This window comes from Rhizobium altiplani (assembly GCF_001542405.1).
Classification (GTDB): Bacteria; Pseudomonadota; Alphaproteobacteria; order Rhizobiales; family Rhizobiaceae; genus Rhizobium; species Rhizobium altiplani.
This window is the reverse complement of record NZ_LNCD01000070.1, coordinates 134805-161108: the sequence shown is the minus strand read 5'-3', so window position 1 is coordinate 161108 and position 26304 is coordinate 134805. Positions and strand designations below refer to the sequence as shown.

General features: G+C 61.3%; 20 protein-coding genes. 13 read left to right on the top strand and 7 right to left on the bottom strand.

What is annotated here, in order from left to right; all coding sequences use genetic code 11:
- The first annotated feature begins 4 nt into the window (after positions 1–4).
- From AS026_RS15845 to AS026_RS15820, 6 genes are all read left to right on the top strand, one after another.
- Positions 5–964 carry a glycine--tRNA ligase subunit alpha gene (locus tag AS026_RS15845; protein WP_062370549.1) on the top strand — a complete coding sequence of 320 codons (960 nt, stop codon included), beginning with the start codon at positions 5–7 and terminating at the stop codon, positions 962–964.
- Between the two features lie 335 nt (positions 965–1299).
- On the top strand, positions 1300–1851 hold the full coding sequence (locus AS026_RS15840) for a LemA family protein (RefSeq protein ID WP_062370548.1): 552 nt from the start codon (positions 1300–1302) through the stop codon (positions 1849–1851).
- A 92-nt stretch (positions 1852–1943) separates the two neighbouring features.
- Positions 1944–3203 carry a 3-phosphoshikimate 1-carboxyvinyltransferase gene (gene aroA, locus AS026_RS15835; protein ID WP_025661914.1) on the top strand — a complete coding sequence of 420 codons (1260 nt, stop codon included), beginning with the start codon at positions 1944–1946 and terminating at the stop codon, positions 3201–3203.
- Positions 3204–3244: 41 nt separating this feature from the next.
- Complete coding sequence (locus tag AS026_RS15830) at positions 3245–5185, top strand: DUF2207 domain-containing protein (RefSeq protein ID WP_062370564.1); 1941 nt, start codon at positions 3245–3247, stop codon at positions 5183–5185.
- Between the two features lie 149 nt (positions 5186–5334).
- Positions 5335–6606, top strand: a complete 1272-nt coding sequence (gene purD, locus AS026_RS15825) for a phosphoribosylamine--glycine ligase (RefSeq protein ID WP_062370545.1) — start codon at positions 5335–5337, stop codon at positions 6604–6606.
- Positions 6607–6709: 103 nt separating this feature from the next.
- Entirely contained in the window at positions 6710–7174 is a 465-nt protein-coding gene (locus AS026_RS15820) for a plant virulence effector HPE1-like domain-containing protein (RefSeq protein WP_025661911.1), read from the top strand.
- 101 nt (positions 7175–7275) lie between these two features.
- Here the strand turns inward: AS026_RS15820 and AS026_RS15815 are convergent, their stop codons facing one another.
- Together AS026_RS15815 and AS026_RS15810 are read right to left on the bottom strand one after the other, a co-directional pair.
- A complete protein-coding gene (locus AS026_RS15815; protein WP_062370543.1) occupies positions 7276–7500 on the bottom strand; it encodes a hypothetical protein in 225 nt (74 codons plus the stop codon).
- 101 nt (positions 7501–7601) lie between these two features.
- Positions 7602–9137: a winged helix-turn-helix domain-containing tetratricopeptide repeat protein gene (locus AS026_RS15810; protein ID WP_062370541.1), complete on the bottom strand. Its 1536-nt coding sequence runs from the start codon at positions 9135–9137 to the stop codon at positions 7602–7604.
- A 292-nt stretch (positions 9138–9429) separates the two neighbouring features.
- Between AS026_RS15810 and AS026_RS15805 the strand changes: the two genes are divergently transcribed.
- Entirely contained in the window at positions 9430–11247 is a 1818-nt protein-coding gene (locus AS026_RS15805) for a methyl-accepting chemotaxis protein (RefSeq protein ID WP_062370539.1), read from the top strand.
- A gap of 55 nt (positions 11248–11302) precedes the next feature.
- On the opposite strand, the gene AS026_RS15800 is transcribed toward AS026_RS15805, so the two are convergent.
- Positions 11303–11815: a 2-thiouracil desulfurase family protein gene (locus tag AS026_RS15800; protein ID WP_062370538.1), complete on the bottom strand. Its 513-nt coding sequence runs from the start codon at positions 11813–11815 to the stop codon at positions 11303–11305.
- Between the two features lie 96 nt (positions 11816–11911).
- On the opposite strand from AS026_RS15800, the gene AS026_RS15795 reads away from it, so the two are divergent.
- Entirely contained in the window at positions 11912–12352 is a 441-nt protein-coding gene (locus AS026_RS15795; RefSeq protein ID WP_018116650.1) for a YqaA family protein, read from the top strand.
- 105 nt (positions 12353–12457) lie between these two features.
- Here AS026_RS15795 and glyS read toward each other — a convergent pair whose 3' ends face one another.
- Positions 12458–14635 carry a glycine--tRNA ligase subunit beta gene (gene glyS / locus AS026_RS15790; protein WP_025661906.1) on the bottom strand — a complete coding sequence of 726 codons (2178 nt, stop codon included), beginning with the start codon at positions 14633–14635 and terminating at the stop codon, positions 12458–12460.
- Positions 14636–14839: 204 nt separating this feature from the next.
- On the opposite strand from glyS, the gene AS026_RS15785 reads away from it, so the two are divergent.
- The 4 genes from AS026_RS15785 to ubiA all read left to right on the top strand — a co-directional run bounded on the left by AS026_RS15785 (position 14840) and on the right by ubiA (position 20208).
- Positions 14840–17149 carry a Tex family protein gene (locus AS026_RS15785; RefSeq protein ID WP_062370536.1) on the top strand — a complete coding sequence of 770 codons (2310 nt, stop codon included), beginning with the start codon at positions 14840–14842 and terminating at the stop codon, positions 17147–17149.
- Positions 17150–17284: 135 nt separating this feature from the next.
- Complete coding sequence (locus AS026_RS15780) at positions 17285–18544, top strand: cyclopropane fatty acid synthase (protein ID WP_062370534.1); 1260 nt, start codon at positions 17285–17287, stop codon at positions 18542–18544.
- A gap of 58 nt (positions 18545–18602) precedes the next feature.
- Entirely contained in the window at positions 18603–19184 is a 582-nt protein-coding gene (locus tag AS026_RS15775) for a histidine phosphatase family protein (protein WP_025661903.1), read from the top strand.
- Between the two features lie 64 nt (positions 19185–19248).
- Positions 19249–20208 carry a 4-hydroxybenzoate octaprenyltransferase gene (gene ubiA / locus AS026_RS15770; RefSeq protein WP_062370532.1) on the top strand — a complete coding sequence of 320 codons (960 nt, stop codon included), beginning with the start codon at positions 19249–19251 and terminating at the stop codon, positions 20206–20208.
- 61 nt (positions 20209–20269) lie between these two features.
- Here the strand turns inward: ubiA and AS026_RS15765 are convergent, their stop codons facing one another.
- On the bottom strand, positions 20270–20836 hold the full coding sequence (locus AS026_RS15765) for a DUF6101 family protein (RefSeq protein ID WP_025661901.1): 567 nt from the start codon (positions 20834–20836) through the stop codon (positions 20270–20272).
- 298 nt (positions 20837–21134) lie between these two features.
- Between AS026_RS15765 and AS026_RS15760 the strand changes: the two genes are divergently transcribed.
- Positions 21135–23870 carry a DUF1217 domain-containing protein gene (locus tag AS026_RS15760; RefSeq protein WP_025661900.1) on the top strand — a complete coding sequence of 912 codons (2736 nt, stop codon included), beginning with the start codon at positions 21135–21137 and terminating at the stop codon, positions 23868–23870.
- A gap of 11 nt (positions 23871–23881) precedes the next feature.
- On the opposite strand, the gene AS026_RS15755 is transcribed toward AS026_RS15760, so the two are convergent.
- The gene (locus tag AS026_RS15755; RefSeq protein WP_025661899.1) at positions 23882–25309 is read right to left on the bottom strand and encodes an FAD-binding oxidoreductase; all 1428 of its coding nucleotides are present in this window, start codon (positions 25307–25309) and stop codon (positions 23882–23884) included.
- A 20-nt stretch (positions 25310–25329) separates the two neighbouring features.
- Complete coding sequence (locus AS026_RS15750) at positions 25330–26304, bottom strand: L-threonylcarbamoyladenylate synthase (protein ID WP_025661898.1); 975 nt, start codon at positions 26302–26304, stop codon at positions 25330–25332.

Genomic DNA, 26304 nt, shown 5'->3' with positions numbered 1-26304 from the left:
TTCCATGTCTGCAGCAATTCCCGACCACATGAACCCGAAGCGCTCGTTCCAGGCGCTGATCCTCACGCTCCATAATTATTGGGCGGACAAGGGTTGTGCGGTGCTGCAGCCTTACGACATGGAGGTCGGTGCCGGCACGTTCCACCCGGCAACGACGCTGCGCGCGCTCGGCCCCAAGCCGTGGAAGGCCGCCTATGTGCAGCCGTCGCGCCGCCCGTCGGACGGCCGCTACGGCGAGAACCCGAACCGTCTGCAGCACTATTATCAGTACCAGGTCATCCTGAAGCCGAATCCGTCGAACCTGCAGGAGCTCTATCTCGGCTCGCTGGCTGCGATCGGCCTCGATCCGCTGCTGCACGACATCCGTTTTGTCGAGGACGACTGGGAAAGCCCGACGCTCGGTGCCTGGGGTCTCGGCTGGGAATGCTGGTGCGATGGCATGGAAGTGTCGCAGTTTACTTATTTCCAGCAGGTCTGCGGTATCGAATGTTCGCCCGTCGCGGGCGAGTTGACCTATGGTCTCGAGCGTCTGGCGATGTATGTGCAGGGCGTCGACAACGTGTACGACCTGAACTTCAACGGCCGCGAAGGCGACGAGAAGATCAGCTACGGCGATGTCTTCCTACAGGCCGAACAGGAATATTCTCGCCACAATTTCGAATACGCCAATACGGAAATGCTGCATCGCCACTTCATCGATGCCGAAAAGGAATGCCAGGCGCTTCTCGCCGCCGGCGCTCCTGGCGACAGCGATAACCAGAAGCTGCACAAGTGCGTCTTCCCGGCTTACGATCAGTGCATCAAGGCGTCACACGTTTTCAATCTGCTGGATGCGCGCGGCGTCATCTCGGTTACCGAGCGTCAGAGCTACATCCTGCGTGTGCGGACGCTGGCGAAGGCCTGCGGTGAGGCCTTCCTGCAGACGGATGCGGGTGGGGTCAACTTGGCGAAAGCCGCCGCTTGAAGAGCGGCAGTCAGCGGCGCTCGTCGCTTCTGATCTCGACGCGGCGTTCCACCGGACGAGCCTTGCTTTGGAGGAAAAAGTACGTTGCGATGGCCAGTATGTTGAGCAGGAAAATAAACGCGCTCATGGTCTGAATGATCCTTGTCGCAGTTTGCGTATGCACGCTAGTTCAACGTGCAGAGTGAAAATAAGGCTTCGGCCGGTGCGACGGTATCGTGATTTTTCACTACCCCGTCCAGTGATTGCCCCGAAAGAGGGCCGGAAAGCGGGATGACAATCTGCGGTAACCCGCATAGTCTCCGGGCATACTTTCGGTCGTTGCGGGGGATTCGCGAATGTATGCAATTCTTGGCCTTATTGTTCTGGTCGCGCTCTATGCCGTCTTTGTCTACAACGGCCTTGTTCGCGCGCGGCAGATGGCCGAGGAAGCCTGGTCCGGTATCGATGTGCAGCTGAAGCGCCGCGCCGACCTGATCCCGAACCTGATCGAGACGGTCAAGGGCTATGCCGCCCACGAGAAGACGACACTCGAAGAGGTCGTTGCCCTCCGCAATAAGGCGCAATCGGTTCCGACGGGCGACGTCGCCGGTCGCGCTCAGGCAGAAGGCCTGCTCGGCCAGGCGCTTGGACGTCTGCTGGCACTCGCCGAAGCCTATCCCGACCTGAAGGCAAACGAGAATTTCCGCGAGTTGCAGACCTCGCTGGAGACGATGGAAAGCGAAATCCAGATGGCCCGCCGTTATTACAATGGCGCCGCCCGTGATCTGAATGTCAGGGTCGAAAGCTTCCCCTCCAACCTTGTCGCTGGCCAGTTCGGGTTCCAGAAGCGGGACTATTTCGAGATAACCAACGAAGCGGATCGCGCCGTTCCGACCGTAAAGTTCTGATATCCGCCATTTGCCTTTGCGTAAAAACTGCTATGAGCAGGGCATGATCGTGGCCTGATGTGGCCCTCGCGCAAAGACGGAAAAGACAGGCAATGAGTAAAGACAAGCTCACCATCATCCCGCCGGACAAGCCGCTGACAGGTCGCGCCGTCCCGCCCGGCTCGAAATCGATCACCAACCGCGCGCTGCTCCTGGCAGGTCTCGCCAAGGGCACGAGCCGCCTGACCGGCGCTTTGAAGAGCGACGACACGCGCTATATGGCCGACGCTCTCCGCGCCATGGGTGTCATCATCGAAGAGCCGGATGATACGAGCTTTGTCGTCACGGGCAGCGGCAAGCTGCTGCCGCCGCAGGTGCCGCTTTTCCTCGGCAACGCCGGAACGGCGACGCGCTTCCTCACGGCCGCTGCCGCCCTGGTGGATGGCACCGTCGTCGTCGACGGCGACCAGCACATGCGCAAGCGCCCGATCGGTCCGCTGGTCGATGCACTGCGTTCGCTCGGCATCGACGCGTCGACCGAAACCGGCTGCCCGCCGGTCACCGTCAAGGGCACTGGCCGTTTTGAGGCGAGCCGCATCCAGATCGATGGCGGCCTGTCGAGCCAATATGTCTCGGCGCTGCTCATGATGGCTGCTGGCGGCGACAGGGCGGTGACGATCGAACTGCTAGGCGAGGACATCGGCGCGCTCGGCTACATCGATCTGACCACAGCGGCGATGCGCGCCTTCGGCGCCAAGGTCGAGAAGACGAGCGCGGTGACCTGGCGCGTCGAGCCGACCGGCTACGCGGCAGCAGATTTCGTGGTCGAGCCCGACGCCTCTGCCGCGACCTACCTCTGGGCTGCGGAGGTGCTGACATCAGGCAAGATCGACCTCGGCGTTGCAAACGGCGCGTTCACGCAGCCGGACGCGAAGGCCTATGACCTGATCGCCCAGTTCCCGCATCTTCCCGCGGTTATCGACGGCTCGCAGATGCAGGATGCGGTTCCGACCCTTGCTGTGCTCGCCGCCTTCAATGAGACGCCGGTCCGCTTCGTCGGCATCGCCAATCTGCGCGTCAAGGAATGCGATCGCATCCGCGCCGTCTCGACCGGCCTGACGCAGATCCGCCCGGGTCTCGCTCACGAGGAAGGCGACGATCTGATTGTCCAGTCCGATCCCTCGCTCGCCGGACAGCGTCTGCCTGCCAAGATCGATACCTTCGCCGACCACCGCATCGCCATGAGCTTTGCGCTCGCCGGTCTGAAGATCGCGGGCATAACGATCCTTGATCCGGACTGCGTCGGCAAGACCTTCCCGGCCTATTGGCGGACACTGGCCGGGCTTGGCGTGACTTATGCCGATGAGAGCTGACATTATCTGACGCGGCCAGGACGCCGCAGGCGAGGGGTATGATGATCCGACGGCTTTCCGGCCTTTGCTTCGTTCTGTTTCTGATGCTTGCGGCGCGTGGCGCCATCGCTGCGGAGGTGATCAACGCCTTCGCGTCAAACATTGCGCTGGAGAAGAGCGGCGCGATGACGGTGACGGAGACGATATCAGTTACCGCCGAAGGCAGCCGCATTCGGCGTGGCATCTTCCGCGATTTTCCGCTGACTTATCAGGATGAAAAGGGCCGCCTCCGCCGAGTCGATTTCGACGTCATCGCGGTCAAGCGCGATGGCCGCGACGAGCCCTGGCACACCGAATCCATCAGCGGCGGCATCCGCATCTATGCCGGCTCGGAAGACGTTACCGTGAGCTATGGCCGGCACGAGTATGTCTTCACCTACCGCACCAATCGCCAGATCCGCTACTTCGACGATCACGACGAACTCTACTGGAACGTAACCGGCAATGGTTGGATCTTCCCGATCCTGATGGCGACGGCGACGGTGAACCTTCCAGATGGCGTCAGCTCGATCGATACTGCTTTCTTCACCGGCCCGCAGGGCGCGACGGACAGGAATGCAAAGATTTCAGGCGGCGGAAGTCGACTGTTGTTTTCGACGACCCGGGCGCTGAACGCAGGCGAAGGGCTGACGATCGCAGTCAAGATGCCGAAGGGCTCGATCAATCCGCCGAGCGCTGACGATGAGCGGCGCTGGTGGCTCAGCGACAACCGCGATTACTTCCTCGGCTTTGGCGGTCTCATTCTGGTCTTCCTCTATTACACGCGCTCCTGGCTGAAGGTCGGCCGTGACCCGGCGCGTGGCGTGCTGGTGCCGCGCTGGGATCCGCCTGATGGAATCTCGCCGGCGCTGGTGAACTACATCGACAATCGCGGCTTCTCCGGGCAGGGCTGGACGGCGCTGTCGGCAACGGCCCTCAATCTCGCGGTGCGCGGCTTTGTCGTGCTGGAGGACCTCAAGAACGCGATCGTCATCCGCCGCACCGACAAGCCGGTCGGCAAGGAGAAGCTGGAAGCAGGGGAAGCCAGCCTGCTTAACTCAGTCGGAGCCAAGGGCTCGCTGACGATCGATGAAGCGAACGGAACGAAGGTGAAATCAGTCGGCGACAGCTTCCGCACAGCTATCGAGCGCGAGCACCGCGGCAAGTACTACAACGCGAATGCCGGCTACACGACCGGCGGCATAGCGCTCAGCGCCGCTTCATTGGTGGCCCTCTTCGTCTTCGGAACGCTGGAACCCGATGCGATCGCCCTGATGATCATTCCGATTGGCGTCGTCGTCTTCATCTCGGTGTTCGTCGCTGGCTTCGCCAAGTCGTTCCGCCCCGGCAGATCGCTCGGCGCGAAGATCATGTCGGTGATCGCGATCGCCATTGCTGTCTTCATCGGCTTCAGCATCGTCTCGTCGCTGGTTTTGGCACTGTTCTCCTCGCTGGTCGAACTCCACGAGACGCCGATGTTGTTTGCGATCGGCGGCATCATTCTCCTGAACCTGCTCTACGTCTTCATCATGGGTGCGCCGACCCCGCTCGGGGCCAAGCTGATGGATGGCATCGACGGTCTGCGCCAGTACATGACGCTGGCCGAAAAGGACCGCATGAACATGGCGGGCGCCCCTGAGATGTCGCCCCAGCATTTCGAGAAACTGCTGCCCTATGCCGTGGCGCTCGGCGTCGAAAAGCCATGGTCGCGTGCCTTCGAGACATGGCTTGCGGTAGCCGCAGCGGGAGCGGCGGCTGCCTACGCTCCCTCATGGTATTCCGGCAATTTTGGCAGCGGCAATTTCTCCGATCGCATCGGTGGCTTCTCCTCGTCCATGGCCTCGACGATCGCCTCCACCATTCCGGCTCCGCCGTCCAGTTCGTCCTCCGGCTTTTCCGGCGGCGGCTCGTCGGGCGGCTTTTCCGGCGGCGGGGGTGGTGGTGGCGGTGGCGGCGGCTGGTAAGGCGTCCTCAAGCATTCCTGCTTGAGCCCCCCGGTCAAGCGCTCCGCTTGACGTGGCAAGCATTCCTGCTTGACCCCGGGCAAGCATTCCTGCTTGACCTTTCGACGCTCTCCCCTTAACCGCCAGACGGAAACGCGAAAGGGACGGGCATGAAGGTTCTGTTGATCGGATCGGGTGGGCGCGAGCACGCATTGGCCTGGAAGCTGGCGCAATCGCCTCTCATGACGGAATTCTACGCCGCGCCCGGAAATCCCGGCATTGCCGACCACGCGACCCTGGTTGCCGTCAATGTCGACGATCATGATGCCATCCTTGCCTTCTGCAAGGACAAGGCGATCGACTTCGTCGTGGTTGGCCCGGAAGCGCCGCTCGTCGCCGGCATTGCTGACAAGCTGCGCGCTGCAGGCTTTGCAGTCTTCGGCCCATCGGCAGCGGCAGCCCAGCTCGAGGGTTCGAAGGGCTTCACCAAGGATATCTGCGCCCGCTACGACATTCCGACCGGCGCCTATCAGCGCTTCAACAACCCGCCGAAGGCGAAGGCCTATATTCGCCAGCAGGGCGCCCCGATCGTCGTCAAGGCGGATGGCCTTGCTGCCGGCAAGGGTGTGACTGTTGCCATGACCGTTGATGAGGCGCTTGCTGCCGTCGACGGTTGCTTCGAGGGTGCCTTCGGTGCCGCTGGCGCCGAGGTCGTTATCGAAGCCTATCTCGATGGCGAGGAAGCGAGCTTCTTCTGCCTCTGCGACGGCATGCATGTCCTGCCGCTCGCAACCGCCCAGGATCACAAGCGGGTGGGCGAGGGCGATACCGGCCCGAATACTGGCGGCATGGGCGCCTATTCCCCGGCGCCCGTGATGACCAAAGAGATGGTCGAGCGCACGATGAAGGAAATCATCGAGCCGACCATGCGCGGCATGGCCGAGAGCGGCTATCCCTTCTCCGGCGTCTTCTTTGCCGGTCTGATGATCACCGCCAAGGGCCCCGAGCTTATCGAGTACAATGTCCGCTTCGGCGATCCCGAGTGCCAGGTGCTGATGATGCGTCTGAAGAACGATCTTCTGCCGCTTCTCCACGCCACCGCCACCGGGACGCTCGATCAGGTGTCCGCCGAATGGACGGATGATCCGGCTCTGACGGTCGTCATGGCATCGGAGGGCTATCCGGGCTCCTACGACAAGGACACGCCGATCCGCCATATCCCGGAAGCGGGCGAGGGCGCCAAGGTGTTTCATGCCGGAACAGCGCTCAAGGACGGAGCGCTGGTCGCAACGGGTGGCCGCGTGCTGAACGTCACCGCCACAGGGAAGACGGTTGGCGAGGCGCATACGCGTGCCTATGCGCTCCTCGACAAGGTCGATTGGGACAATGGCTTCTGCCGCCGCGACATCGGTTGGCGCGCGATCGACCGCGAAAAAGCGTGAGCAAACCCGAAATCGGGTCAGTTCTCTAAATTTTTACCCTTTCCCCTGACGGGATGGAAACAAAGCCACGCTAGTCTCTTCTCAACGTGAGACGGAGTGTTCCATGCGTCAGGTCATCTTGGGTGCGATAGCTGTGTTTACGGCAGGGTCTGCCTGTGCCTCCTCGATCGAGGTCGTGGGCAAGGACGCGCGCACCAATGGCGGGAGCATCAGCCAGGAAAGCTGCCAAACCTGCCCGCCGCTTGAAAAGGTCGAGCGCAAGAAGGACTACACCGTGCCGACGCTGGCACCTGGCGCGCTGCAATCCTCGGAAGTTCGCGACGTCAACGGTGAGAAGAAGCTCTATCGCACCGAAGGCTGGATGGGCGGCTCGCCCGTCGTTTTTGTAACCAAGGCGCCAGCCGAACCAATGACAGCCGCCACGCAGCCGGCCGACAACATCGACCGCGCCTCGACGACGGCTGCAGTCGTCGGTGGCGACGTCAAGCCGGTCGCGGCAGGCGTGGCAGGCGTGCCGAAGGAACAAAAGGCGCCGCTCGACGTTTTCAACTTTGAACTTCGACCCTGATTTCCATTTCCCTGCCCCAGCCTGACCAAAGTTTCGGTCGTCCGGGGTCCACCCCGCGGTGGATAAAATGCGTCCCTGAGAGAAGCAGGGACGCATTTTTTCTAGTGAGCTTTGCCGAACGGGGAGTTGCCAAAGCTCGGCGCAAGCAGGCGCGCAAGTGCGTGCAATCCAGTCGAAACATCCAGCCAACGCAAATGGTGTTTGGTGCCCTGGCTATCAGCAACGGCAGCGGCAGCTTCAACAGCCGTCAGCTCGGGAACCGGCTCCGGCGGAGGGGAGTAGATGCGTCCCTGATCGAGGGAAAGGATGGTCAGCGTCGTAATCATGACCGTCTCCCACTTGCGGTTTTGCTGTGGGAAGCAGTCTCTGCCGGTTGCGGCCTTCCGGTCCTGAAAGGCCCAAGGAAAAGTTCCGAAACGATCCGAAACTAGCGCTCAGGGACACCCGCCAACCTCAACCCGTCGAGGAGGGCAGCAATGCGATCCGGATATTTGCCGGGTTGGCCGGCACGGATGCGCTCGACGGTTATATCAGGCGTCAGTCGTCTCAACGCCGCTAGGTGGCGATGGGCTTCCTCCATGCGGCCGAGATGCGCACTTGCAGCAATGAGCACCCATAGCGTTGGCTCGAAATTCGGATTGCTGGCCAGCGCTCTCGAAGACCAGGCCACCGCCTGCTCGTATTCTCCGAGGATCACGTGGGCATGCGCGATGCCGCAATGCGAGAAATGCGCGCCGCGGTCACCTGGGGTCAAGCGGTTGGCCCTGTGGAAGTGGCTGAGTGCGTCGTTGACGTTGCCGCAATGAAGATGCCCGATGCCGGCCCTGACAACGACCATCGGGTTGTTGGGATTGGATTCGGCGGCCGCCTGCAGAACTGCAGGACCCCAATCGTAGTCTTTCACCGTCTGCATCAGGGCAACGCCGCAATGAGCCATAACCATGGCGTCGCCGGCGCAGTGCTCCAGCGCCCGCCGCGCCAGTGCGCCGCAGGTTTGCACGTCGTCCTCGGTGAGCGACGGCCAACCCATCGTGTAGCGATGCTCGAGCGCCCATGCCGCATGGGCAAGCAACTGCGCATTGTCAGGCTCGACGGCCAGCCCTTGCATGAGAAGCGCATAGGCGGCAGCGTTATCGCTTTCGATTTCGGTCGAGATCTTGGCCAGCGCCTGCAGGTAGATGTCGTAGGTGGCTACGCTTCCGGGCCTTTCACGTCGTGACCGCTCGATCTCGGCCGTCTGGATCAGCGGTTCGATCAGCGTTGCGACGCGCTCGGTGATGCGATCCTGAAAGTCGAATATCTCGTCCAGCGTCCCGTCGAAGGTCTGCGCCCACATATGCGTGCCGCCTTGACCCTCGACGAGTTCGGCGACAATGCGCAAGCGGTTGCCCTGCTGCCGGATGCTGCCTTCAAGCACGTAGCTGACACCGAGTTCCGCCGCGATCTTGCGCACATCCATCCCGCTGCCCTTGTAGGCAAAGGAGCAGTCCCGGCCGACGACGGCAAAGCTTCGGAACCGGCTGAGGGCTGCAATAATGTCGTCGACGATCCCATCGGCAAAGTAGTCCTGGTTTGGATCGCCGCTAAGATTGCTGAAGGGGAGGACAGCTAGGGTCGGCTTCAACTCCGGGGTTAAAACAGCGGCTTTCGTTTCAATGTTCGCGCGGATGAAGCGGTAACCGACACGCGGCACCGTCGCAATCCATTCCTGCCCATCGGGTGTAAGACCGAGCACTTTGCGAAGCGCCGCCACCTGGACAGTCAGGTTGCTTTCCTCGACTGCGGTTCCGGGCCACACGCGCTCCATCAGCGCATCCTTGGAAACAACATTGCCGCGGGCTTCAAGTAACACTTCAAGAAGAGCCGCGCCGCGTTGGCCAAGCGCGACTGCCCGCCCATTCCGCAGCAAGCCGCAGCCGGGATCGAGAACGAATTCACCGAAGGCATGCGAAGCCTCAGCCATGCAGCAAGTATAGCGCAACCGCCAGAGTCGGAAAACTGTACGGCGTGCCTTGCGACACCACTTCAACTTAAGGGCGCGCAGATGAATCAAACTTGCCGCACACTGCAAGAATGCACTGATTATATTTGATAATCCTTTGAGCGCCCGCACTTGGCAATTGTTAATTCATTCACTCTAACTCTAACAACCAAAGCCGGAAGACGCATGATTGTCGTCGCCACGCGTGGTCAACGCAGAGGTCGGGAGTTCACCGATCCGGGATTGCCGAACCCACCGATTTTGCGAGACATTCATGAAGAAACTTAACATCGCCCATCAACTCTTTGCCCTCGTGGGCGTCCTCATGGCGGCTTTCGCCATTGCCACCTATTTCCAGATCAGGACGACGTCGCAGGCGATCTACGACGACCGCTTCGATCTTTTACAGGCGCAGGTCCAATCCGGTATCTCCGTCCTCGATTCCTACTACCAGCGCGAAAAGTCCGGCGAGATGACGCATGAGGTCGCGCAGGCCGAAGCCTTCAAGGTGCTCTCCAAGGTCAAGTTCGAGCCGGCAGGCTATCTCTTCGGCTACGACTACGACGTCATCCAGCGCTTCCACCCAAAGCCTGACAACATCGGCAAGAACATGAGCGCGCAGGTGGACCAGAACGGCACCTATTTCAGCAAGGACATGGTCGCCAAGGGCCGGGCCGGCGGCGGTCGCACCATCTACTACTGGAGCAAGCCGGGCCAGCCCGACGACAAGCTGTTCGAGAAAGGCTCTTACTCGGCAGCCTTCGAGCCGTGGCAGTTGGTCGTGTCCAGCGGCGTCTACCTCGATGACCTGCAGGCACAGATCAATGATGCGATCTGGAAGGCTCTGATTGCCTGCGCCATCATCGCGGTTGCCGGTGTCGCTGCCGCCTTCTATTTCATCCGCGGCATCTCCAAACCGCTACAGGATGTTCATCAGGCGCTGGAAGCGGTTGCCGACGAGAACATAGCAGTCTCCATCCCGCATGCCGACATGAACAACGAAGTCGGCATGATGGCCAAGGCGACAAAGTCGCTGCAGCAGAAGGTCAAGGAGCGTCACGCCATGTCCGAGCGTGAGGCCGCGCAGCAGATGGCCCTCGACGGCGAGCGTGAGAACAGCCAGCGCCTGCAGCGCGAGGAAACGGTCGCCCAGAACCATGTTGTCTCGACTATCGGCCAGGCGCTGGAGCTGATCGCCCGAGGTGACCTGACGGTCCGTTGCGCCGATCTAGGCCAGAAGTATGCAGCTCTTCGCGACAACTTCAACGATGCGCTTGCGCATCTCGAAGCTGCCATGGCCAAGGTCAGCGCCAAGGGCGGCGACATTGCCGTCAGCAAGGAAGAGATCCGTCGCGCCTCAAACGATCTGTCGCAGCGCACAGAGCGTCAGGCCGCGAGCCTCGAAGAAACCTCCGCAGCTCTCGATGAACTGACTGTCGCCGTCCGCCAGACCGCCGAAGGCGCCCATGAAGCCAGCAAGCGTGTCGAGGCCGTCAGCGGCGAGGCGAGCCGTAGCGATGCCGTCGTCTCCGAAGCGATCGAAGCGATGAGCGGTATCGAGAAGTCGTCTGCCGAGATCGGCAAGATCATCGGCGTCATCGACGACATTGCCTTCCAGACGAACCTGCTGGCTCTGAACGCCGGCGTCGAAGCGGCCCGTGCCGGCGAATCCGGCAAGGGCTTCGCGGTCGTCGCTCAGGAAGTGCGCGAACTGGCACAGCGCTCGGCTGCGGCTGCCAAGGAGATCAAGGATCAGATCGCCCGTTCGTCCGGCCAGGTCGATCAGGGCGTCCGTCTGGTCGGCGAAGCCGGCGAGGCGCTGAAGCGTATCTCTGACCAGATCAAGGCCGCCAACGAGATCGTTGCGAAGATCGCCCACAGCGCCTCCGAGCAGGACACCACGCTGCGGTCGATCTCGTCCTCGATGAACCAGCTCGACGCTGCGACGCAGCAGAACGCCGCGATGGCCGAGGAAACCACTGCGTCGGCCGAGTCGCTGGCAAGCGACACCGACGAGCTTCTGAACCTCATCCGCGGTTTCCGCGTTGGTGACAGCCAGGATTACAGTGCGCAGGTTCGCCGGGCCGCCTGAGGTTCGGCCGCCAAGCAAGAAAACGGTCGTCGGGCGATCCGACGGCCGTTTTGCATTAAGGGGAGTCGGCCGTCGCGGCCTCGTCGGCAGTAAGCCTTGCGACAAGTTCCTCAATTTCGCGATCGGAGTAGACGGCAATGCCAGCCTGCTTCAGAAGCGCGGCCGTCACGCCATTTGCTGCGAGCTTCTGCCCGGAAAACGTGCCGTCATAGACAAAGCCCGAGCCGCAGGAGGGGCTGCCATCGATCAGCAGCGCATAACGGCAGCCTGTTTCGATCGCGAGCGCCAGTGCATTCTCGGCAGCCCGCTTGAACTCGCCCGTCACATCGCCGCCGCTGACCTCGACGACGCGCGCACGGCCGGAGAGGACATCCTCGCCCGTGGCTGCGCCTTCAATTTCGGCGGGTGGACGCGGCACCGGCATTCCGGCGGACATCTCGGGACAGATTGTCACCAGCCGGCCTTCCTCGATCCAGCGCGTGATCGCGGGATGGGCGAGCGGCTTCGACTGGCCGTCATAACGGACGGCATGGCCCATGAGACAGGCGCTGACGAGGATCTTGTTCATGACTTTGGCATAACGCCAAAGACGTGATAGTTCCAGTCCGCCGTAAGACTTGACGAAGGGATGCAGGGTGCAGCGAAGCATTGGCGCGGACAAGCCATGACCAATCTAGCGGTTTATGCCGCGCTGTTCCTGGCGGCTTTTGCGGCTGCCACGATATTCCCGATGCAGTCGGAAGCCGGCCTCGTCGCGCTCATCCTGGCGAAGCAGCATCCGGTCATTGCGCTGATCGCGGTGGCGACAATAGGCAACGTCCTCGGCTCGGCCGTCAACTGGCTGCTCGGCGTCGGCATTGAACGATTTCGCGACAAGCACTGGTTTCCCGTCCGCCAGCCTGCGCTCGACAAGGCGCAAAGCTGGTATCGGCGCTATGGCAAGTGGTCGCTGCTTCTGAGCTGGATGCCTGTTATCGGCGATCCCATCACCATCGTCGCCGGTGTGCTACGCGAACCGCTTCCGATGTTCCTGCTGCTTGTGACCATTGCCAAGGCCGCGCGTTATGCGGTTCTCTCGGCGGCTACAATCGGAGTTGCTGGCTGACGGAAATCAGAGATTTCCATCCTTGAATCAAAATCTGAGCAAGGATGGAAATACGCAGCAAATGTCGGATGTTAAGGCGTCATCCGCACGCCGCATCTGATGCGCTTAACCCGAGATCTTCGAGAAGTCGGCGACCGTGCCGGTTGCCTCGCGGATCAGGCGAAGCAGGGCAAGGCGATTGGCACGGATTGCAGCGTCTTCGTCATTGACCAACACGTCGTCGAAGAAGCGGTCCACCGGAGCACGCAGCCTGGAGAGCGCTTCCATCGCCGAGCGGAAGTCTTCCTTGTCGACGGCCGCAGAGGCTTCTGCGGAAGCGGTGGTGATGGCGGCAAAGAGCTGCTTCTCGGCGTCGAGTCGGAAGAGATTTTCGGAGACGCCGTCGGCGATCACCGTGCCCTTCTTTTCCTCGGCAGCCAGGATCTGCGTGGCACGCTTGGTGCCGACCAGGAGGTTCTTGCCATCCTCGGACGTGATGAAGGCCGTTAGTGCCTCGACACGGCGGGCGATCATCAAGAGGTCGTCGGCCTCCGGCGTCAGCACGGAATCGATGAGATCGTAGCGCGCGCCCTGATCGCGCAGATAGACCTTCAGGCGGTCATGGAAGAAGGAGAGGAGGTCGAACTGGCGTGACAGGTCGTTGTCGTCAACAGTCTTGCCGATATCCGTATCGATGCGGCCCATGTGGCTGGTGATGCGCGGCAGCAGCGTCAGGCGCACACGCCGCTCGAGAAGGATGCGGATGACGCCAAGGGCAGCCCGGCGCAGCGCAAACGGATCCTTCGAACCGGTCGGCTTTTCGTCGACAGCCCAGAAGCCGATCAGCGTGTCGAGTTTGTCGGCAAGCGCCACTGTGATCGCGACCTTGTCCTGTGGCAGCTGGTCGGACGGGCCTTGCGGCTTGTAGTGCTCCTCGATCGCGGTCGCGACAACGGCATCCTCGCCCTGAAGGGCGGCATACTTGCGCCCCATGACGCCCTGCAGTTCCGGAAACTCGCCGACAGCCTCGGTGCGCAGATCGGCCTTGGCAAGCACCACGGCCCTATCGACCAGCTTGTAATCAGCACCGACCGGGAAAGCGACCTTTGCGGCCATGGCGCGGATGCGCTCCACGCGCTCGCCCTGTGTACCCAGCTTGGCGTGGAACGTCACATCAAGCGCATCGAGCTTCGCCATGCGCTGGTCGAGCGGCTTCTTGAGGTCGAGGTCGAATTTCTTTGCCGAAGCCTCCAGCGTCTCCAGATCAGGCAGATCGCCCTGGTCGCGCTTCCAGAAGTGCAGGGCGTCGGACAGGCGCGCGCGCACGACCTTGCCGTTGCCGTGGATGATTTCCTTGCCGCCGTCGCTGGCTTCGATGTTCGAGACGAGGATGAACTTGTTCGACAGCGTGTCGCCGCCAACAGGGCGCGTCACGAAACACTTCTGGTTCGTCTTGATCGTCAGGCGGATGATCTCCGCCGGAATCGAGAGGTAGTCTTCCTCGAAGCTGCCCAACAGGACCTGCGGCAATTCGACGAGGCCCGAGACCTCTTCGAGCAGGCCTTCGTCCTCGACCAGTTCCAGTCCGTTTGCAAACGCGACATCGCGGGCATCATGCAGGATGATGTCCTTGCGGCGTTCGCCATCGAGGATCACCTTGGCCTTTTCGAGGTTCGCGATGTAATCGCCGAAACGCTTGACGGTGATGGCGCCGGGCGCATGGAAACGATGGCCGTAGGTCACGTTGGAGGCGACGATGCCGTCGATCGAGAACGGAATGACGACGGTCTCTTCATGCTCCGTGCCGAACGTGCAGACGATCGATTGCAACGGCCGGACCCAGCGCAGCGAGCCTGGCTGAGCGGAAGCCGCGCCCCAGCGCATTGGCTTAGGCCAGGGGAAATCGCGAATGATGCCGGGCATGACATCGCTGATGATCTCTTCAGCGGCGCGACCGGGCTTGGAGATGATAGCGATGTAGAAGTCGCCCTTCTTCAGGTCGCTCTGGATCTGCGCCTCGGAAACCGAGGACAGGCCGGCGCCACGCAGGAAGCCTTCGATCGCCTTCTCGTTGGCGTCGGTGCGGGGACCCTTCTTCTCTTCGCGCACATCGGCGGAGCGCGCCGTCAGGCCGCGGATATCGAGCGTCAGCCGGCGTGGCGTCCAGTATTCGCGCGCACCCTCGTAGGAAAGTCCTGCTTCGACAAGCGCATCGGTCACGAGCTTCTTCAGGTCGCCGGCAGCCTTGCGCTGCAGGCGGGCCGGGATCTCTTCGGAGCGGAGTTCTAGGAGCAGATCTGGCATGTCACTTTCCTTGCCTTCTCTGGGGAAGGCGCCACAAAGGCGGGGCTAAAAACGGTCGCCTCTGCTAGCAAAGAATGCCGCACATGCACAACCGCAAAAACGGCCGCTGGCCGTGCTATGTTGCTGTGGATAGGGACGGCGGGCATTGCCTTGTCGTTTTTCGCCGCTATGGTCCCGCAAATTTTGTGAACCGCAGGAATTCTCATGGCCGCTGACCTTCGCTCGCTCGCCGCTGTCATCTCCTCCGAAATCAACGCCCGGCCGGACCAGGCCAAGGCGGCGATCGAGTTGCTCGACGAAGGGGCGACCGTGCCCTTCATCGCCCGCTACCGCAAGGAAGTGACGGGTGGGTTGGACGATACGCAGCTGCGCAATCTGGCGGAGCGGCTGGTCTATCTGCGTGAACTGGAAGCCCGCCGCGATACCATCGTCGAATCCATAACCGGTCAGGGCAAGATGACCGACGACCTGCTTGGCAAGATCGCCGATGCTGCCACCAAGGCCGAGCTTGAAGATCTCTATCTCCCGTACAAGCCGAAGCGTCGCACCCGCGCCGAGATCGCCCGCGAGCGTGGCCTCGGACCGCTGGCGGAGGCGATCCTGGCTGATCGCTCAAAGGAGCCTGCGACGCTGGCGGAGGGCTACATCACCGCCGATGTGCCGGATGTGAAGACGGCACTCGAGGGCGCGCGCGACATCGTCGCCGAAGGCATCGCCGAAAATGCCGATCTGCTTGGCAAGTTGCGCGCCCATATGCGCAGCGCTGCCCTGCTGAAGGCCAAGGTGGTCGATGGCAAACAGGCCGCTGGCGAGAAGTTCTCCGACTACTTCGACCATTCCGAGCGCTGGGCGACCGCCCCCGGTCACCGCGCGCTAGCCATGCTGCGCGGCTGGAACGAAGAAGTGCTGACGCTGACCATCGAGGCCGATGCCGAGACCGTCTCTCCCAACAAGCCGGTCGAGCGCATGATCGCCGCCGCCTACGAGATCGGCGCGAGCCGTCCCGGCGACCGCTGGCTGATGGACGTCGCAAGCTGGACCTGGCGCGTCAAGCTCTCCATGTCGCTGTCGCTCGACCTGATGCGCGAACTTCGCGAACGTGCCGAGGAAGAGGCGATCCACGTCTTCGCCCGCAATCTCAAGGATCTGCTGCTGGCAGCGCCGGCCGGTTCGCGCCCGACCATGGGCCTTGATCCGGGCATCCGCACCGGCGTCAAGATCGCCGTAACCGATGCAACAGGCAAGGTCGTGGCGACCTCGACCGTCTATCCCTTCCAGCCGCGGAACGACGTGCGCGGCGCGCAGCTGGAGCTTGCTTCCCTGATCCGTAAGCACAATGTCGAGCTGATCTCGATCGGCAACGGCACCGGCAGCCGCGAGACCGAAAAGCTGGTCGCCGACATGCTGGCCGAACTGCCGGCGCCGAAGCCGACCAAGGTGATCGTCTCGGAAGCCGGCGCTTCCGTCTATTCCGCATCCGAGACCGCTGCCCTTGAGTTTCCCAACCTCGACGTATCGCTCCGTGGCGCCGTTTCCATCGCCCGCCGCCTGCAGGATCCGCTGGCCGAACTCGTCAAGATCGAGCCGAAGTCGATCGGCGTCGGGCAGTATCAGCATGATGTCGACCAGCAGAAGCTGTCGCGCTCGCTCGATGCGGTCGTCGAAGACGCGGTGAATGCCGTCGGCGTCGATCTTAACACCGCTTCCGCGCCGCTGCTCTCCCGTGTCTCCGGTCTGGGCGCCTCGATTGCCGACGCGATCGTCAAGCATCGAGACAGCGAAGGTCGCTTCGAGACCCGCCGTGACCTGTTGAAGGTCGCCCGCCTCGGCCAGCGTACCTTCGAGCAATGCGCCGGCTTCCTACGCATTCGCGATGGCAAGGAGCCCCTCGATGCCTCCTCAGTCCACCCGGAAGCCTACGGCGTCGCCAAGAAGATCGTCGCCGCCTGTGGCCGCGACCTGCGTTCGCTGATGGGAGATACCGCCGTGCTGAAGGCCGTCGATCCGCGTCAGTTCATCGATGAGAAATTCGGCCTGCCGACGGTGAAGGACATCCTGGCCGAGTTGGAAAAGCCCGGCCGCGACCCGCGCCCGAGCTTCAAGACAGCAACCTTCGCCGAAGGCGTTCATGAGATCTCCGACCTCACGCCGGGCATGTTGCTGGAAGGCACCGTGACCAATGTCGCGGCCTTCGGGGCTTTCGTCGACATTGGCGTCCATCAGGACGGTTTGGTGCACGTTTCGCAACTCGCCGATCGCTTCGTCAAAGATCCTCACGAAGTTGTGAAAGCTGGCGACGTTGTGAACGTTCGCGTCGTCGAGGTCGATGCCAAGCGTAAGCGCATCGGCCTGTCGATGAGAAAGGACGATGGCTCGCCGGCCTCCGCTCCGCGTGGCGAGCCACGTGGAAACCCGCCGGTTCGCGGCCAGAATGACCGGCGGTCGGCTTCGTCAAAGCAGGAAAGCCAAGGTGCGTTTGGAGCCGCACTGGCTGAGGCCATGAAGCGAAAATAAGCGCTTAGCAACCAAATTTGCAAAAATGTCACACTTCGGCGACCATGTTGCCGAGGTGCGAATTACGGCGCTTGTAAGGCGGATGAGAGATACTAAGTTGATCGGATCATCCTGTCACATTGCGAGGCCTTACTTATGGCGTCGGCTTTCTTATCGATTGTCCAAAAAATCATCCGTAAGGGTAATCTGAGACTCACTCTCGCCAATGGCGAGACGCATGCGGTCGGTGATGGCACAGGCGAACTCGTTGTCGCCCGCGTTGCCGATGAAGAGGCGGAACAGCTGATCCGCCGCGATCCCACCCTGAAGCTAGGCGAAATGTACATGGAAGGCCGGTTCATTCTCGAACAGGGCAACATCTACGATTTCCTGGCGATGGTGAAGCAGAACACCACCAACGAGATCTTCGATATCCCGATGGCGGCTCTCCTGATCGGACGCATCGCCCTGCAGCAGCTTAAGAGCCGCATGCCGATCAACCGCAACAGGCGTAACGTTGCCCACCATTACGACCTGTCCGAAAAGCTCTTCGAACTCTTCCTCGACGAGGATTGGCAATACTCCTGTGCCTACTACAACCCACCCGGCATCAGCCTGGAGGAGGCGCAGGTCGCCAAGAAGCGGCACATTGCCGCGAAGCTTCTGCTCGAACCGAACCAGCGTGTCCTGGAGATCGGCTCCGGCTGGGGCGGCATGGGCATGTACCTGGTGGAATCCACGCCGGGACTGGAGCTCACCGGCATCACGCTCAGCAAGGAGCAGCTGAAGATCTCGCGGGAGCGAGCTCAGAAGCGTGGTCTTGGCGATCGCGCGCGCTTCGAACTGCAGGACTACCGCACGATGACGGGCAGGAAATTTGACCGCATCGTATCGGTCGGCATGTTCGAGCATGTCGGCATCGGCAATTTCGGCAAGTTCTTCAAGAAAGTGCATGAATTCCTAGACGATGACGGCGTCATGGTGTTGCACTCGATCGCACGTCCGAAGCCAAGCTTTGCGACCAATGCCTTCATCGAGAAGTACATTTTCCCGCAGGGCTATATCCCATCGATTGGCGAGACCATACCTTTCATCGAAAAGGCGGGACTGCTCGTCCGCGATGTCGAAGTTCTGCCGCTGCACTATGCCTACACACTGCGTCACTGGCGTGAACGCTTCGTGGCGCGCAGGGCCGAGGCGGTTGCGCTTTATGACGAGCAGTTCTTCCGCATGTGGGAATTCTACCTTGCGGGGTCGGAAATGGGCTTCCGCTGGGACGAACTTTTCATCATGCAGATCCAGATTTCCAAGAACCAGTATTCCACCCCCGATAACCGCGACTACATTGCCGAGAACGAGGCGAAGCTGAAAGAGTTCGAGGCGACGCGCACGCCGCTCGAAAAAGTCATTCTCTGATCCAGATCAAAAGGCGCGGCAAAGGCCGCGCCGTCTTTAAATTCGGAGCTTGATGACAATGGCAAGCACCCTTCCGGAAATCCATCTCGTGCGTCACGGCGAAACCGAGTGGAGTTTGTCTGGGCGGCACACCGGTCGCAGTGACATTCCGCTCACGGCAAAAGGCGAGGCCGCAGCACGTGACGTCGGTTCGCGCCTTGCGGGTAGAGGTTTTGCGGCCGTGTGGTCGAGCCCGTCGCAGCGCGCGCGGGACACCTGCGAACTCTCGGGCTTTGGCGCCGGCGCGATCGTCAAGGATGACTTGGCGGAATGGGACTACGGCGCCTACGAGGGTATCACCACCAAGGAAATCCAAGCGAGCCGACCCGGTTGGCAGCTGTTTCGCGACGGCTGCCCCAAGGGCGAGGCGGCGGGCGATGTCGGCGGGCGAGCAGATCGGATCATATCGGAGTTGAGGCTGGCCAATGCCCCGATCCTGATCTTTTCCAGCTCGCACTTCCTGCGCGTCCTTGGCGCGCGCTGGCTCGGATTGCCGCCGACCGATGGCGCGCGCTTCATCCTCGACACGGCAAGCATCAGCGTTCTCGGCTACGAGCACGACCTGACGGAGCCGGTGATCAGGCGGTGGAACCAGCGCTGAAAGGTCGCCCCGGCGGCCGTGAATTGATCTTGACCCGCGCCTCGACGGCTCGCTAGATGGCGTCATGCAACAGATCGGCGGAATAAACGGGCGCGTTGCGGATGCGCCTTCGAACAACTGGGTTTACCGGGTCCTGCCTCCCTGGCTCTGGCCCTACGCGCAGCTTGCGCGCTGGGATCGGCCGATCGGCTGGCAATTGCTGATGTGGCCCTGCTTCTGGTCGGCTGCCATGGCCGCGAATGCGGCGGCTCATATTGGCCAGTTTTCCGGCGGCCAGCTGATTTTCCATCTCGTGCTCTATTTCATCGGCTCTGTCGCGATGCGCGGGGCTGGGTGCACATACAACGATCTCGTCGACCACACGATCGACATGGAAGTGGCGCGCACCCGCTCGCGGCCGCTGCCATCGGGTCGGGTGACACGCACGCAGGCCAAGGCGTTCATCGTCCTGCAGGCGCTGGTCGGGCTGCTGGTCGTGCTGCAGCTGAACTGGTTTGCCGTCATTCTCGGCGTCCTCTCGCTCGCTATCGTGGCGCTTTATCCTTTCGCCAAGCGCTTCACGGATTGGCCGCAGTTCTTCCTTGGCCTTGCCTTTTCCTGGGGTGCTTTGATGGGCTGGGCGGCGATCTTCGGCGGCCTTTCACTGGCGCCAATCCTCCTCTACGTCGCCTCGGTGGTCTGGACGATCGGTTACGACACGATCTATGCCCACCAGGACAAAGAGGACGACGAGCTGATCGGTGTCCGCTCGACCGCGCGGCTGTTTGGCGACAAGACGAAACAGTGGCTGGTCGGCCTCTATGGCCTGACGCTCGTGCTTGCCTTCTGCGCCTTCCTGTCTGCAGGCGTCGGCCTGTTCGGCTATCTCGGCCTGCTCATCGCGGCCGGCATGTTCGCCTGGCAGATCGTGACGCTCAATATCGACGATGCCGACCAGTGCCTTGCGCTGTTCAAGTCGAACAATCGCGTCGGCCTGATCATCTTTCTTGGCCTCTTCCTGTCGCTTCTCTTCGTCCTGCCCTGAGGCGGAAATGAAAATGCCCGGCACAATGGCCGGGCATTGATGGTCTGAAATGACGCACCGCTTAGTTGCGGGCGATGATTTCCTTGCCTTCGATCTTCATGGCGACGCCGAGCTTGCCCGTCGTGCGGCGCACGAGGAAGCGCGGACGCCGGTTTGCGAAGTAGGAATGCCGGCGGCGCGGCTTCAATGCGCTGGTGCGCAGGTCGCCAAGATGCTCTTCCAGCGGGCGGGCAACGCCGTCGGCCTCGACCATCAGCATCGGAATGCGGAAGGCCTCGGACCAGCTTCGCCAGTCGGCTGCGATATCTGCGAGGTCGTGGGCGACCAGCAGCGGTATGCAGAGCTCGGGGTCCTCGTGGTGAAGCTCCAGCGTGACAGTGACTTCGCCGTTGCCATGGTCGATGGCCCGGGCGGCTACGCCCTTGAAGGCGCGCTTGGGCAGGGCAATCGAAAGCGGCAGACCGCTGGAGGAGAGAACCTTGCGCAGGATGGCGCCACGTTCGTCGATCGTTATGTTCACGTCACTTGAGGAGTCATGGATGGCGTAGCTGACCTGCTGGGGAAAGCGAGACGGATCGAGACGCAGCGTCGTTCCAGCCCATACGGGCTTCATAACGGTGTTGTTCATGTTCATTCTACCCTTGTCTTACCTGAGAGCCGGTTTCCGGTCTTCTCCTCGGGGCTTTGCGCCCTCTATGGCCCGACAATAGGCGCCGCCTGTTCGAGACAGCTTAAAAATCGCGGTTAAGAAAACTTTGCCTCCCTGGATGGTTATCAAAACCGAAGCCGGCAAGGTTTCCGGAGGGTGAACGCCTGCTGTGCCATATTGCAACGCTGGATGGGTAAGTCTCGGGTAAGCTTTTTATCGCAAAATGGCGCAGAACCAATCGGTCATGCTTGAAGACTTTGCCGGAAAAGGACGCACTATGATCTCGGCTTCGATGGCCTACAATTTGTTGTCCGGGAACATGAAGCAGAGCCTGGATCGCGTCGCCTCCCAGGCGACGGTCAAACGCGACGCCGAGTATTACAAGGACAACATCAACAACGTCAAAGACGTCGACGATTTCCTCGGCGACTATCGGCTCTACAGCTATGCGATGAAGGCCTATGGCCTCGAAGACATGACTTACGCCAAGGCCTTCATGAAAAAGGTGCTGGAAAGCGATCTGACGGACGCCAATAGCTTCGCCAACAAGCTTTCCGATTCGCGCTACAAGGAATTCGCTGCTGCGTTCAATTTCAACACGCCCGCAGCGGATGCCCAGAGCGACGCGCAGGAAGACGACCTGATCGGTCTCTACACGCAATCCTTCGCCGACGAAGGCAGGAATGCCGCGGCCGAAACGAAATACTACAGCAACGCGATAGACGCGGTTCAGAACGTTTCCGATCTCGTCGGCGACAGCCGCGTGCGCACCTATGTTCTCAAGGCCTACGGCATCGATCCCACTTATGTTTCCAAGGATTTCCTGGCGCAGGTTTTGACGAGCGACGTCAACGATCCCAATAGCTTTGTCAATCTCAACGGCAACGACAAGTATAAGGCGCTTGCCGCACAATTCAGCTTCAATGCAGATGGCACCGTTAACGGCACAGCGCAGACGGCCACCCAGAAAGACGCCGTCATGGAGCAGTACAATCTGACTGTCCCATCGATCACGACCTCGGCGGCTGCCGACTACAACAAAGCCTACTATCTGTCCAAGATCGGAACCATCACCAATGTCGACGACATCATCGCCGACAAGCGGCTGACGTCCTATATCAAAACGGCCTTCAGCATGGGCGACGATTTCAGCAACGCGGCACTCCGGTTGGTTCTTACCGATGCGAGCTACGCAAGCTTGCTGGATTTCAGCAACGTCAATCAGAGCTTCAATTTCAACGCGGACGGTACCATCAATTCCGCTGCGGCGTCCTATGCGGCACAGACGTCGGATCAGATGAAAGCGATGTCCGACCAGGCCGCAAACACCACGGGCTATTATCAATCAAAGATCGTCAGCATCACCAATGTCGATGACCTGATCGCTGATACCAAGCTGACCCAGTACATCAGGGATGCCTATTCGCTTCCCCAGAGCGTCAGCGATGCCGACCTTCGCAGCGTCTTGACGGATGCGAGCTACGCCAGCTTGCTGGGTTACGACGACGTCCACTCGGCCTTCAACTTCCAGGCCGACGGCAGCGTTGCCACTGGCGCCGGGGCGCAAACAATCGCGCAGGCACGGGCCACGAGTTCGCAGGTCCGCGCCAATCTCGATTACTTCCAGGCTGTGATCCCGACGATCTCCAATGTCGATGACCTGATCGCTGACGGGCAAATGATGAACACTCTGCGGTCGGCCTATGGCGTCCCCACGAGCGTCAGCGACGCAGACATCAAAAGCATCCTGACTGATGCCAGCTTCGCCGCTAGCCAGGGGCTCAGCGCGCTCAATGCCGCGTTCAGCTTCGCGGCCGATGGTTCGGCCGCCGCTGCATCCGGCCCGCAATCGAGCGCTCAGTTGATGGATACGACGACGTTCTACGGCGTGCGATATGCGGACGCGCAGAACGAGGCGATCGACGAGGCCGTGGCAAACTACAAGACGCGAATGGCCGACGATAAGATCAAGAAGGTTGACGACCTGCTGCGCTCGAACGCCGCCGCAGACTTTGACAAGAAGAACGACGACCTACCTGAACTTTACGATATGGCGCTTCGCGCCTACGGACTGACGGAACAGGACGTGTCTCGTTCCATGTTCCGCAAGCTGCTGAAGAGTGACCCCTACGATCCCGACGGCTACGTCGCCTCGTTAAAAGACGAGCGGATCACCAATCTGGTCCGCGCCTTCAATTTTGGAGCTGACGGCAAGATATCCGCGGAGATACAGCCGCTGCCGTCCGCCGTGATGGCGAAATATGCGACGAACTATAAGTCGCGCATGCTGATGGGCATGAGCGACGGCCCGCTCAGGGACAAGGCTTCCGAGGATGCGACGAAAGCCGTCGATGCATTCGCCAAAGGCATGGCGGAGGTGAAGTCTCTCGACGACTTCCTGTCGAACGACAAGCTGACCAGCCTGGTCTTGACGGCAAACGGCCTCGACCCGAAGAAATACGACGAGGAGACGCTGCGCAAGATCTTTGCCTCCGATCCGTCCGATCCCAAGAGCTACCTCAACACGAAGGCGGAGTCGAAGTTCAAGGAGATTGTCTCGGACTTCAACTTCGATACCGACGGTAACCTGACGCGGGCCAAGATCGGGACAGTCCAGAATGTTGGCGCCGAAGACCGGACGGAGCAAAAGTACGTTCAGCAGACGCTGGAATCGCAGGAAGGTGAAACGAACGACGGCGTACGCCTCGCGCTGTATTTCGCGCGCAGCGCACCCGACATCACATCGCTCTACACGATTCTAGGCGACAAGGCGTTGTTCCAGGTGATTACAACCACCTTCAGCCTGCCGACCAGTGTCTCGAACATGGATGTCGAAAAACAGGTTTCCATGCTTGGGAAGTTCGTCAATCTCGAGGATCTCCAGGATTCCAAGAAGGTCGACAAGCTCATGAAGCGCTTTACGGCAATGTATGATCTGCAGAACAACTCTGGCACATCCCCGGCGCTCACCATCCTGACCAATGGCGGCACGACCAGCACAAGCCTTCTTTAAATCGTCGCCCCTTAGTCGACGTTGACGACCTTGCCGGGGTTCATGATGCCGGCCGGGTCGAAGGCGTGCTTGATCCTGCGCATCAGCTCCATTTCAATCGGCGGGCGGATCGAGGCCAGTTCGTCGCGCTTCAGCTGACCGATCCCGTGCTCGGCGGAAATCGATCCTCCGTGCGCCAGCACGAAGCCATGGACGATGTGGTTCATTTCACGCCAACGCGCCAGGAAGGCCTGTTTGTCGGCGCCAACTGGCTGGGAAATATTGTAGTGAATATTGCCGTCGCCCATGTGGCCGAAGGCGCAGATGCGAGCGCCGGGCATGGCCGCCACGACCGCACCGCCGGCCTCGTGCATGAAAGCCGGGATTGCGGAAACCGGCACGGAAACGTCGTGCTTGATCGATCCGCCTTCGGGTTTTTGCGCGTCCGACATGCTCTCGCGCATATGCCAGAGCGCCTGCTGCTGCGCGACCGACGAGGCGATTGTTGCGTCTTGAACCAAACCTGCCTCGAAGCCCTGCTCAAGCAGCGCCGTCATCATGCGCTCGGCGGTTTCGGCAGAATCGGACGTGGAAATATCGACAAGGACATACCAGGGGTGCGCCGATTCCAGTGGATCGCGTACCCCCTCGATGTTGCGTGCGGTAATCTCGACGCCGAAGCGCGGCATCAGCTCGAAGCCGGTCAGCGAGGTGCCGCAAAGGCTGGATGCGAGGTTGAAAAAGGCAAGGGCATCCTCGACCGAGTTAAGGCCGGCAAAAGCGACCTGCTTTCCGAGAGGCTGCGGAAAGAGCTTGAGCACGGCGCCGGTGATGATGCCGAGCGTGCCTTCCGCGCCGATGAAGAGGTCGCGCAGGTCATAGCCGGTGTTGTCCTTCTTCAGGCGGCGCAGGCCGTTCCAGATTTCGCCGGTCGGCAGCACGACCTCGAGGCCGAGGCAGAGCTGGCGCATGTTCCCATAGGCAAGCACCGCCGTGCCACCGGCATTCGTCGACAGATTGCCGCCGATGCGGCACGAACCTTCGGAGCCAAGCGAGAGAGGAAACAGCCTACCGTATGCCTCTGCCGCCTTCTGCACGTCCGCGAGGATCGCTCCGCCATCGGCGACGAGGACATTGGCGACGGGATCGACATCACGAACCTTGTTCATGCGTTCGAGCGAGATGATGATGTCGGACTTGCCTTCGCGCGGCGTCTGGCCACCGACGAGACCCGTGTTGCCCGTTTGCGGCACGACCGCGGTTCCGGTCTCGGTTGCGAGCTTCAGGATCGACGACACTTCTTCGACCGAACCGGGCTTCAGGAGAAGAGGGGACGAGCCGTGGTAAAGGCCGCGGTTTTCAATCAGATGCGGCGCGAGATCGGCTTCGCTCCTAAGCGCATGCTTCTCACCGATGACGGCGGCGAAACGGTCGAGAAGTTCGGGGGAAACGCTGCTCATCGAAACATGATCCTTCTTGCTTACTCACGTGGCGCGGCTGCGCGGCGGAGCCGATCGTTGATTGCCTCGCCGAGTCCCTCGTCGGGAATGGCTGCAAAGGCGATCGTCTGCGCGCCGCTGGCGTCGGCTTTCTTCATATAGTCGAAGAGGTTCGCCGCGGCTTCCGCGAGATCGCCGTCCCGGCTGAGATTGAGGACGATCCTGGCGTCGTCGGCACCGGCAACGGCCGTCTTGCCGAAGGCAATCAGCGCCTCGTCGGAATCGACATGCGTTGCGTCCAGCCGGACGGTTGCGCCGGGCGCGTAGTGGGATGCCAGCATCCCCGGCGCCTCGATGGCCGCGGACGCCTTCCTGGCTCGCACCAGCTTTTGACCGGCCACGCGCTCGATCTCCGAGGCAGGCAGCCCGCCCGGCCGCAAGAGCCTGAGCTTGCCATCCTCGACCTTGACGATCGTGGACTCGACGCCAACGGTGCTTGCACCGGCATCGAGGATCAGTCTGATGCGCTCGCCGAGGTCGGCGTCGACATGGGCAGCGCTCGTCGCGCTGATCTTGCCTGACGTGTTGGCGCTGGGCGCGGCGAGCGGCCGCCCAAAGGCGCGGATCAGCTCTCCCGCGAAACCCTTCGGCACGCGGATGCCAACGGTATCAAGCCCTGCGGTCGCCAGCGAATGAATGGCACTCTCTGGCTTCAACGGCAGGACGAGCGTGAGGGGCCCCGGCCAGAATGCTTCGGCCAGTGCGCGTGAAACGGGGTCGAACTCCGCGTGCTTCTCAGCCATGGCAAGGTCGGCCATGTGGCAGATAAGCGGGTTGAAGCGGGGGCGGCCCTTGGTCTCGTAGATGTGGGCAATTGCGACCGGATTGGTCGCATCGGCAGCGAGCCCATAGACGGTCTCCGTCGGGATCGCGATCGGGAAGCCCTCGCCAAGCACTGCGCAACCGGCTTCGATAGCCTGCTGCCTGTCCTTCGTGATGTCGATCGATCGTGCCAT

Excerpts from the sequence above, each read along its gene's own strand:
- purD (WP_062370545.1), top strand. The coding sequence starts at position 5,335 with ATGAAGGTTCTGTTGATCGGATCGGGTGGGCGCGAGCACGCATTGGCC.
- AS026_RS15755 (WP_025661899.1), bottom strand. The coding sequence starts at position 25,309 with ATGAGCAGCGTTTCCCCCGAACTTCTCGACCGTTTCGCCGCCGTCATC.
- glyS (WP_025661906.1), bottom strand. The coding sequence starts at position 14,635 with ATGCCAGATCTGCTCCTAGAACTCCGCTCCGAAGAGATCCCGGCCCGC.
- AS026_RS15775 (WP_025661903.1), top strand. The coding sequence starts at position 18,603 with ATGGCAAGCACCCTTCCGGAAATCCATCTCGTGCGTCACGGCGAAACC.
- AS026_RS15750 (WP_025661898.1), bottom strand. The coding sequence starts at position 26,304 with ATGGCACGATCGATCGACATCACGAAGGACAGGCAGCAGGCTATCGAA.
- AS026_RS15845 (WP_062370549.1), top strand. The coding sequence starts at position 5 with ATGTCTGCAGCAATTCCCGACCACATGAACCCGAAGCGCTCGTTCCAG.
- ubiA (WP_062370532.1), top strand. The coding sequence starts at position 19,249 with ATGCAACAGATCGGCGGAATAAACGGGCGCGTTGCGGATGCGCCTTCG.
- AS026_RS15810 (WP_062370541.1), bottom strand. The coding sequence starts at position 9,137 with ATGGCTGAGGCTTCGCATGCCTTCGGTGAATTCGTTCTCGATCCCGGC.
- AS026_RS15795 (WP_018116650.1), top strand. The coding sequence starts at position 11,912 with ATGACCAATCTAGCGGTTTATGCCGCGCTGTTCCTGGCGGCTTTTGCG.
- AS026_RS15785 (WP_062370536.1), top strand. The coding sequence starts at position 14,840 with ATGGCCGCTGACCTTCGCTCGCTCGCCGCTGTCATCTCCTCCGAAATC.
- AS026_RS15805 (WP_062370539.1), top strand. The coding sequence starts at position 9,430 with ATGAAGAAACTTAACATCGCCCATCAACTCTTTGCCCTCGTGGGCGTC.
- AS026_RS15760 (WP_025661900.1), top strand. The coding sequence starts at position 21,135 with ATGATCTCGGCTTCGATGGCCTACAATTTGTTGTCCGGGAACATGAAG.
- aroA (WP_025661914.1), top strand. The coding sequence starts at position 1,944 with ATGAGTAAAGACAAGCTCACCATCATCCCGCCGGACAAGCCGCTGACA.
- AS026_RS15765 (WP_025661901.1), bottom strand. The coding sequence starts at position 20,836 with ATGAACAACACCGTTATGAAGCCCGTATGGGCTGGAACGACGCTGCGT.
- AS026_RS15820 (WP_025661911.1), top strand. The coding sequence starts at position 6,710 with ATGCGTCAGGTCATCTTGGGTGCGATAGCTGTGTTTACGGCAGGGTCT.
- AS026_RS15830 (WP_062370564.1), top strand. The coding sequence starts at position 3,245 with ATGATCCGACGGCTTTCCGGCCTTTGCTTCGTTCTGTTTCTGATGCTT.
- AS026_RS15800 (WP_062370538.1), bottom strand. The coding sequence starts at position 11,815 with ATGAACAAGATCCTCGTCAGCGCCTGTCTCATGGGCCATGCCGTCCGT.
- AS026_RS15780 (WP_062370534.1), top strand. The coding sequence starts at position 17,285 with ATGGCGTCGGCTTTCTTATCGATTGTCCAAAAAATCATCCGTAAGGGT.
- AS026_RS15815 (WP_062370543.1), bottom strand. The coding sequence starts at position 7,500 with ATGATTACGACGCTGACCATCCTTTCCCTCGATCAGGGACGCATCTAC.
- AS026_RS15840 (WP_062370548.1), top strand. The coding sequence starts at position 1,300 with ATGTATGCAATTCTTGGCCTTATTGTTCTGGTCGCGCTCTATGCCGTC.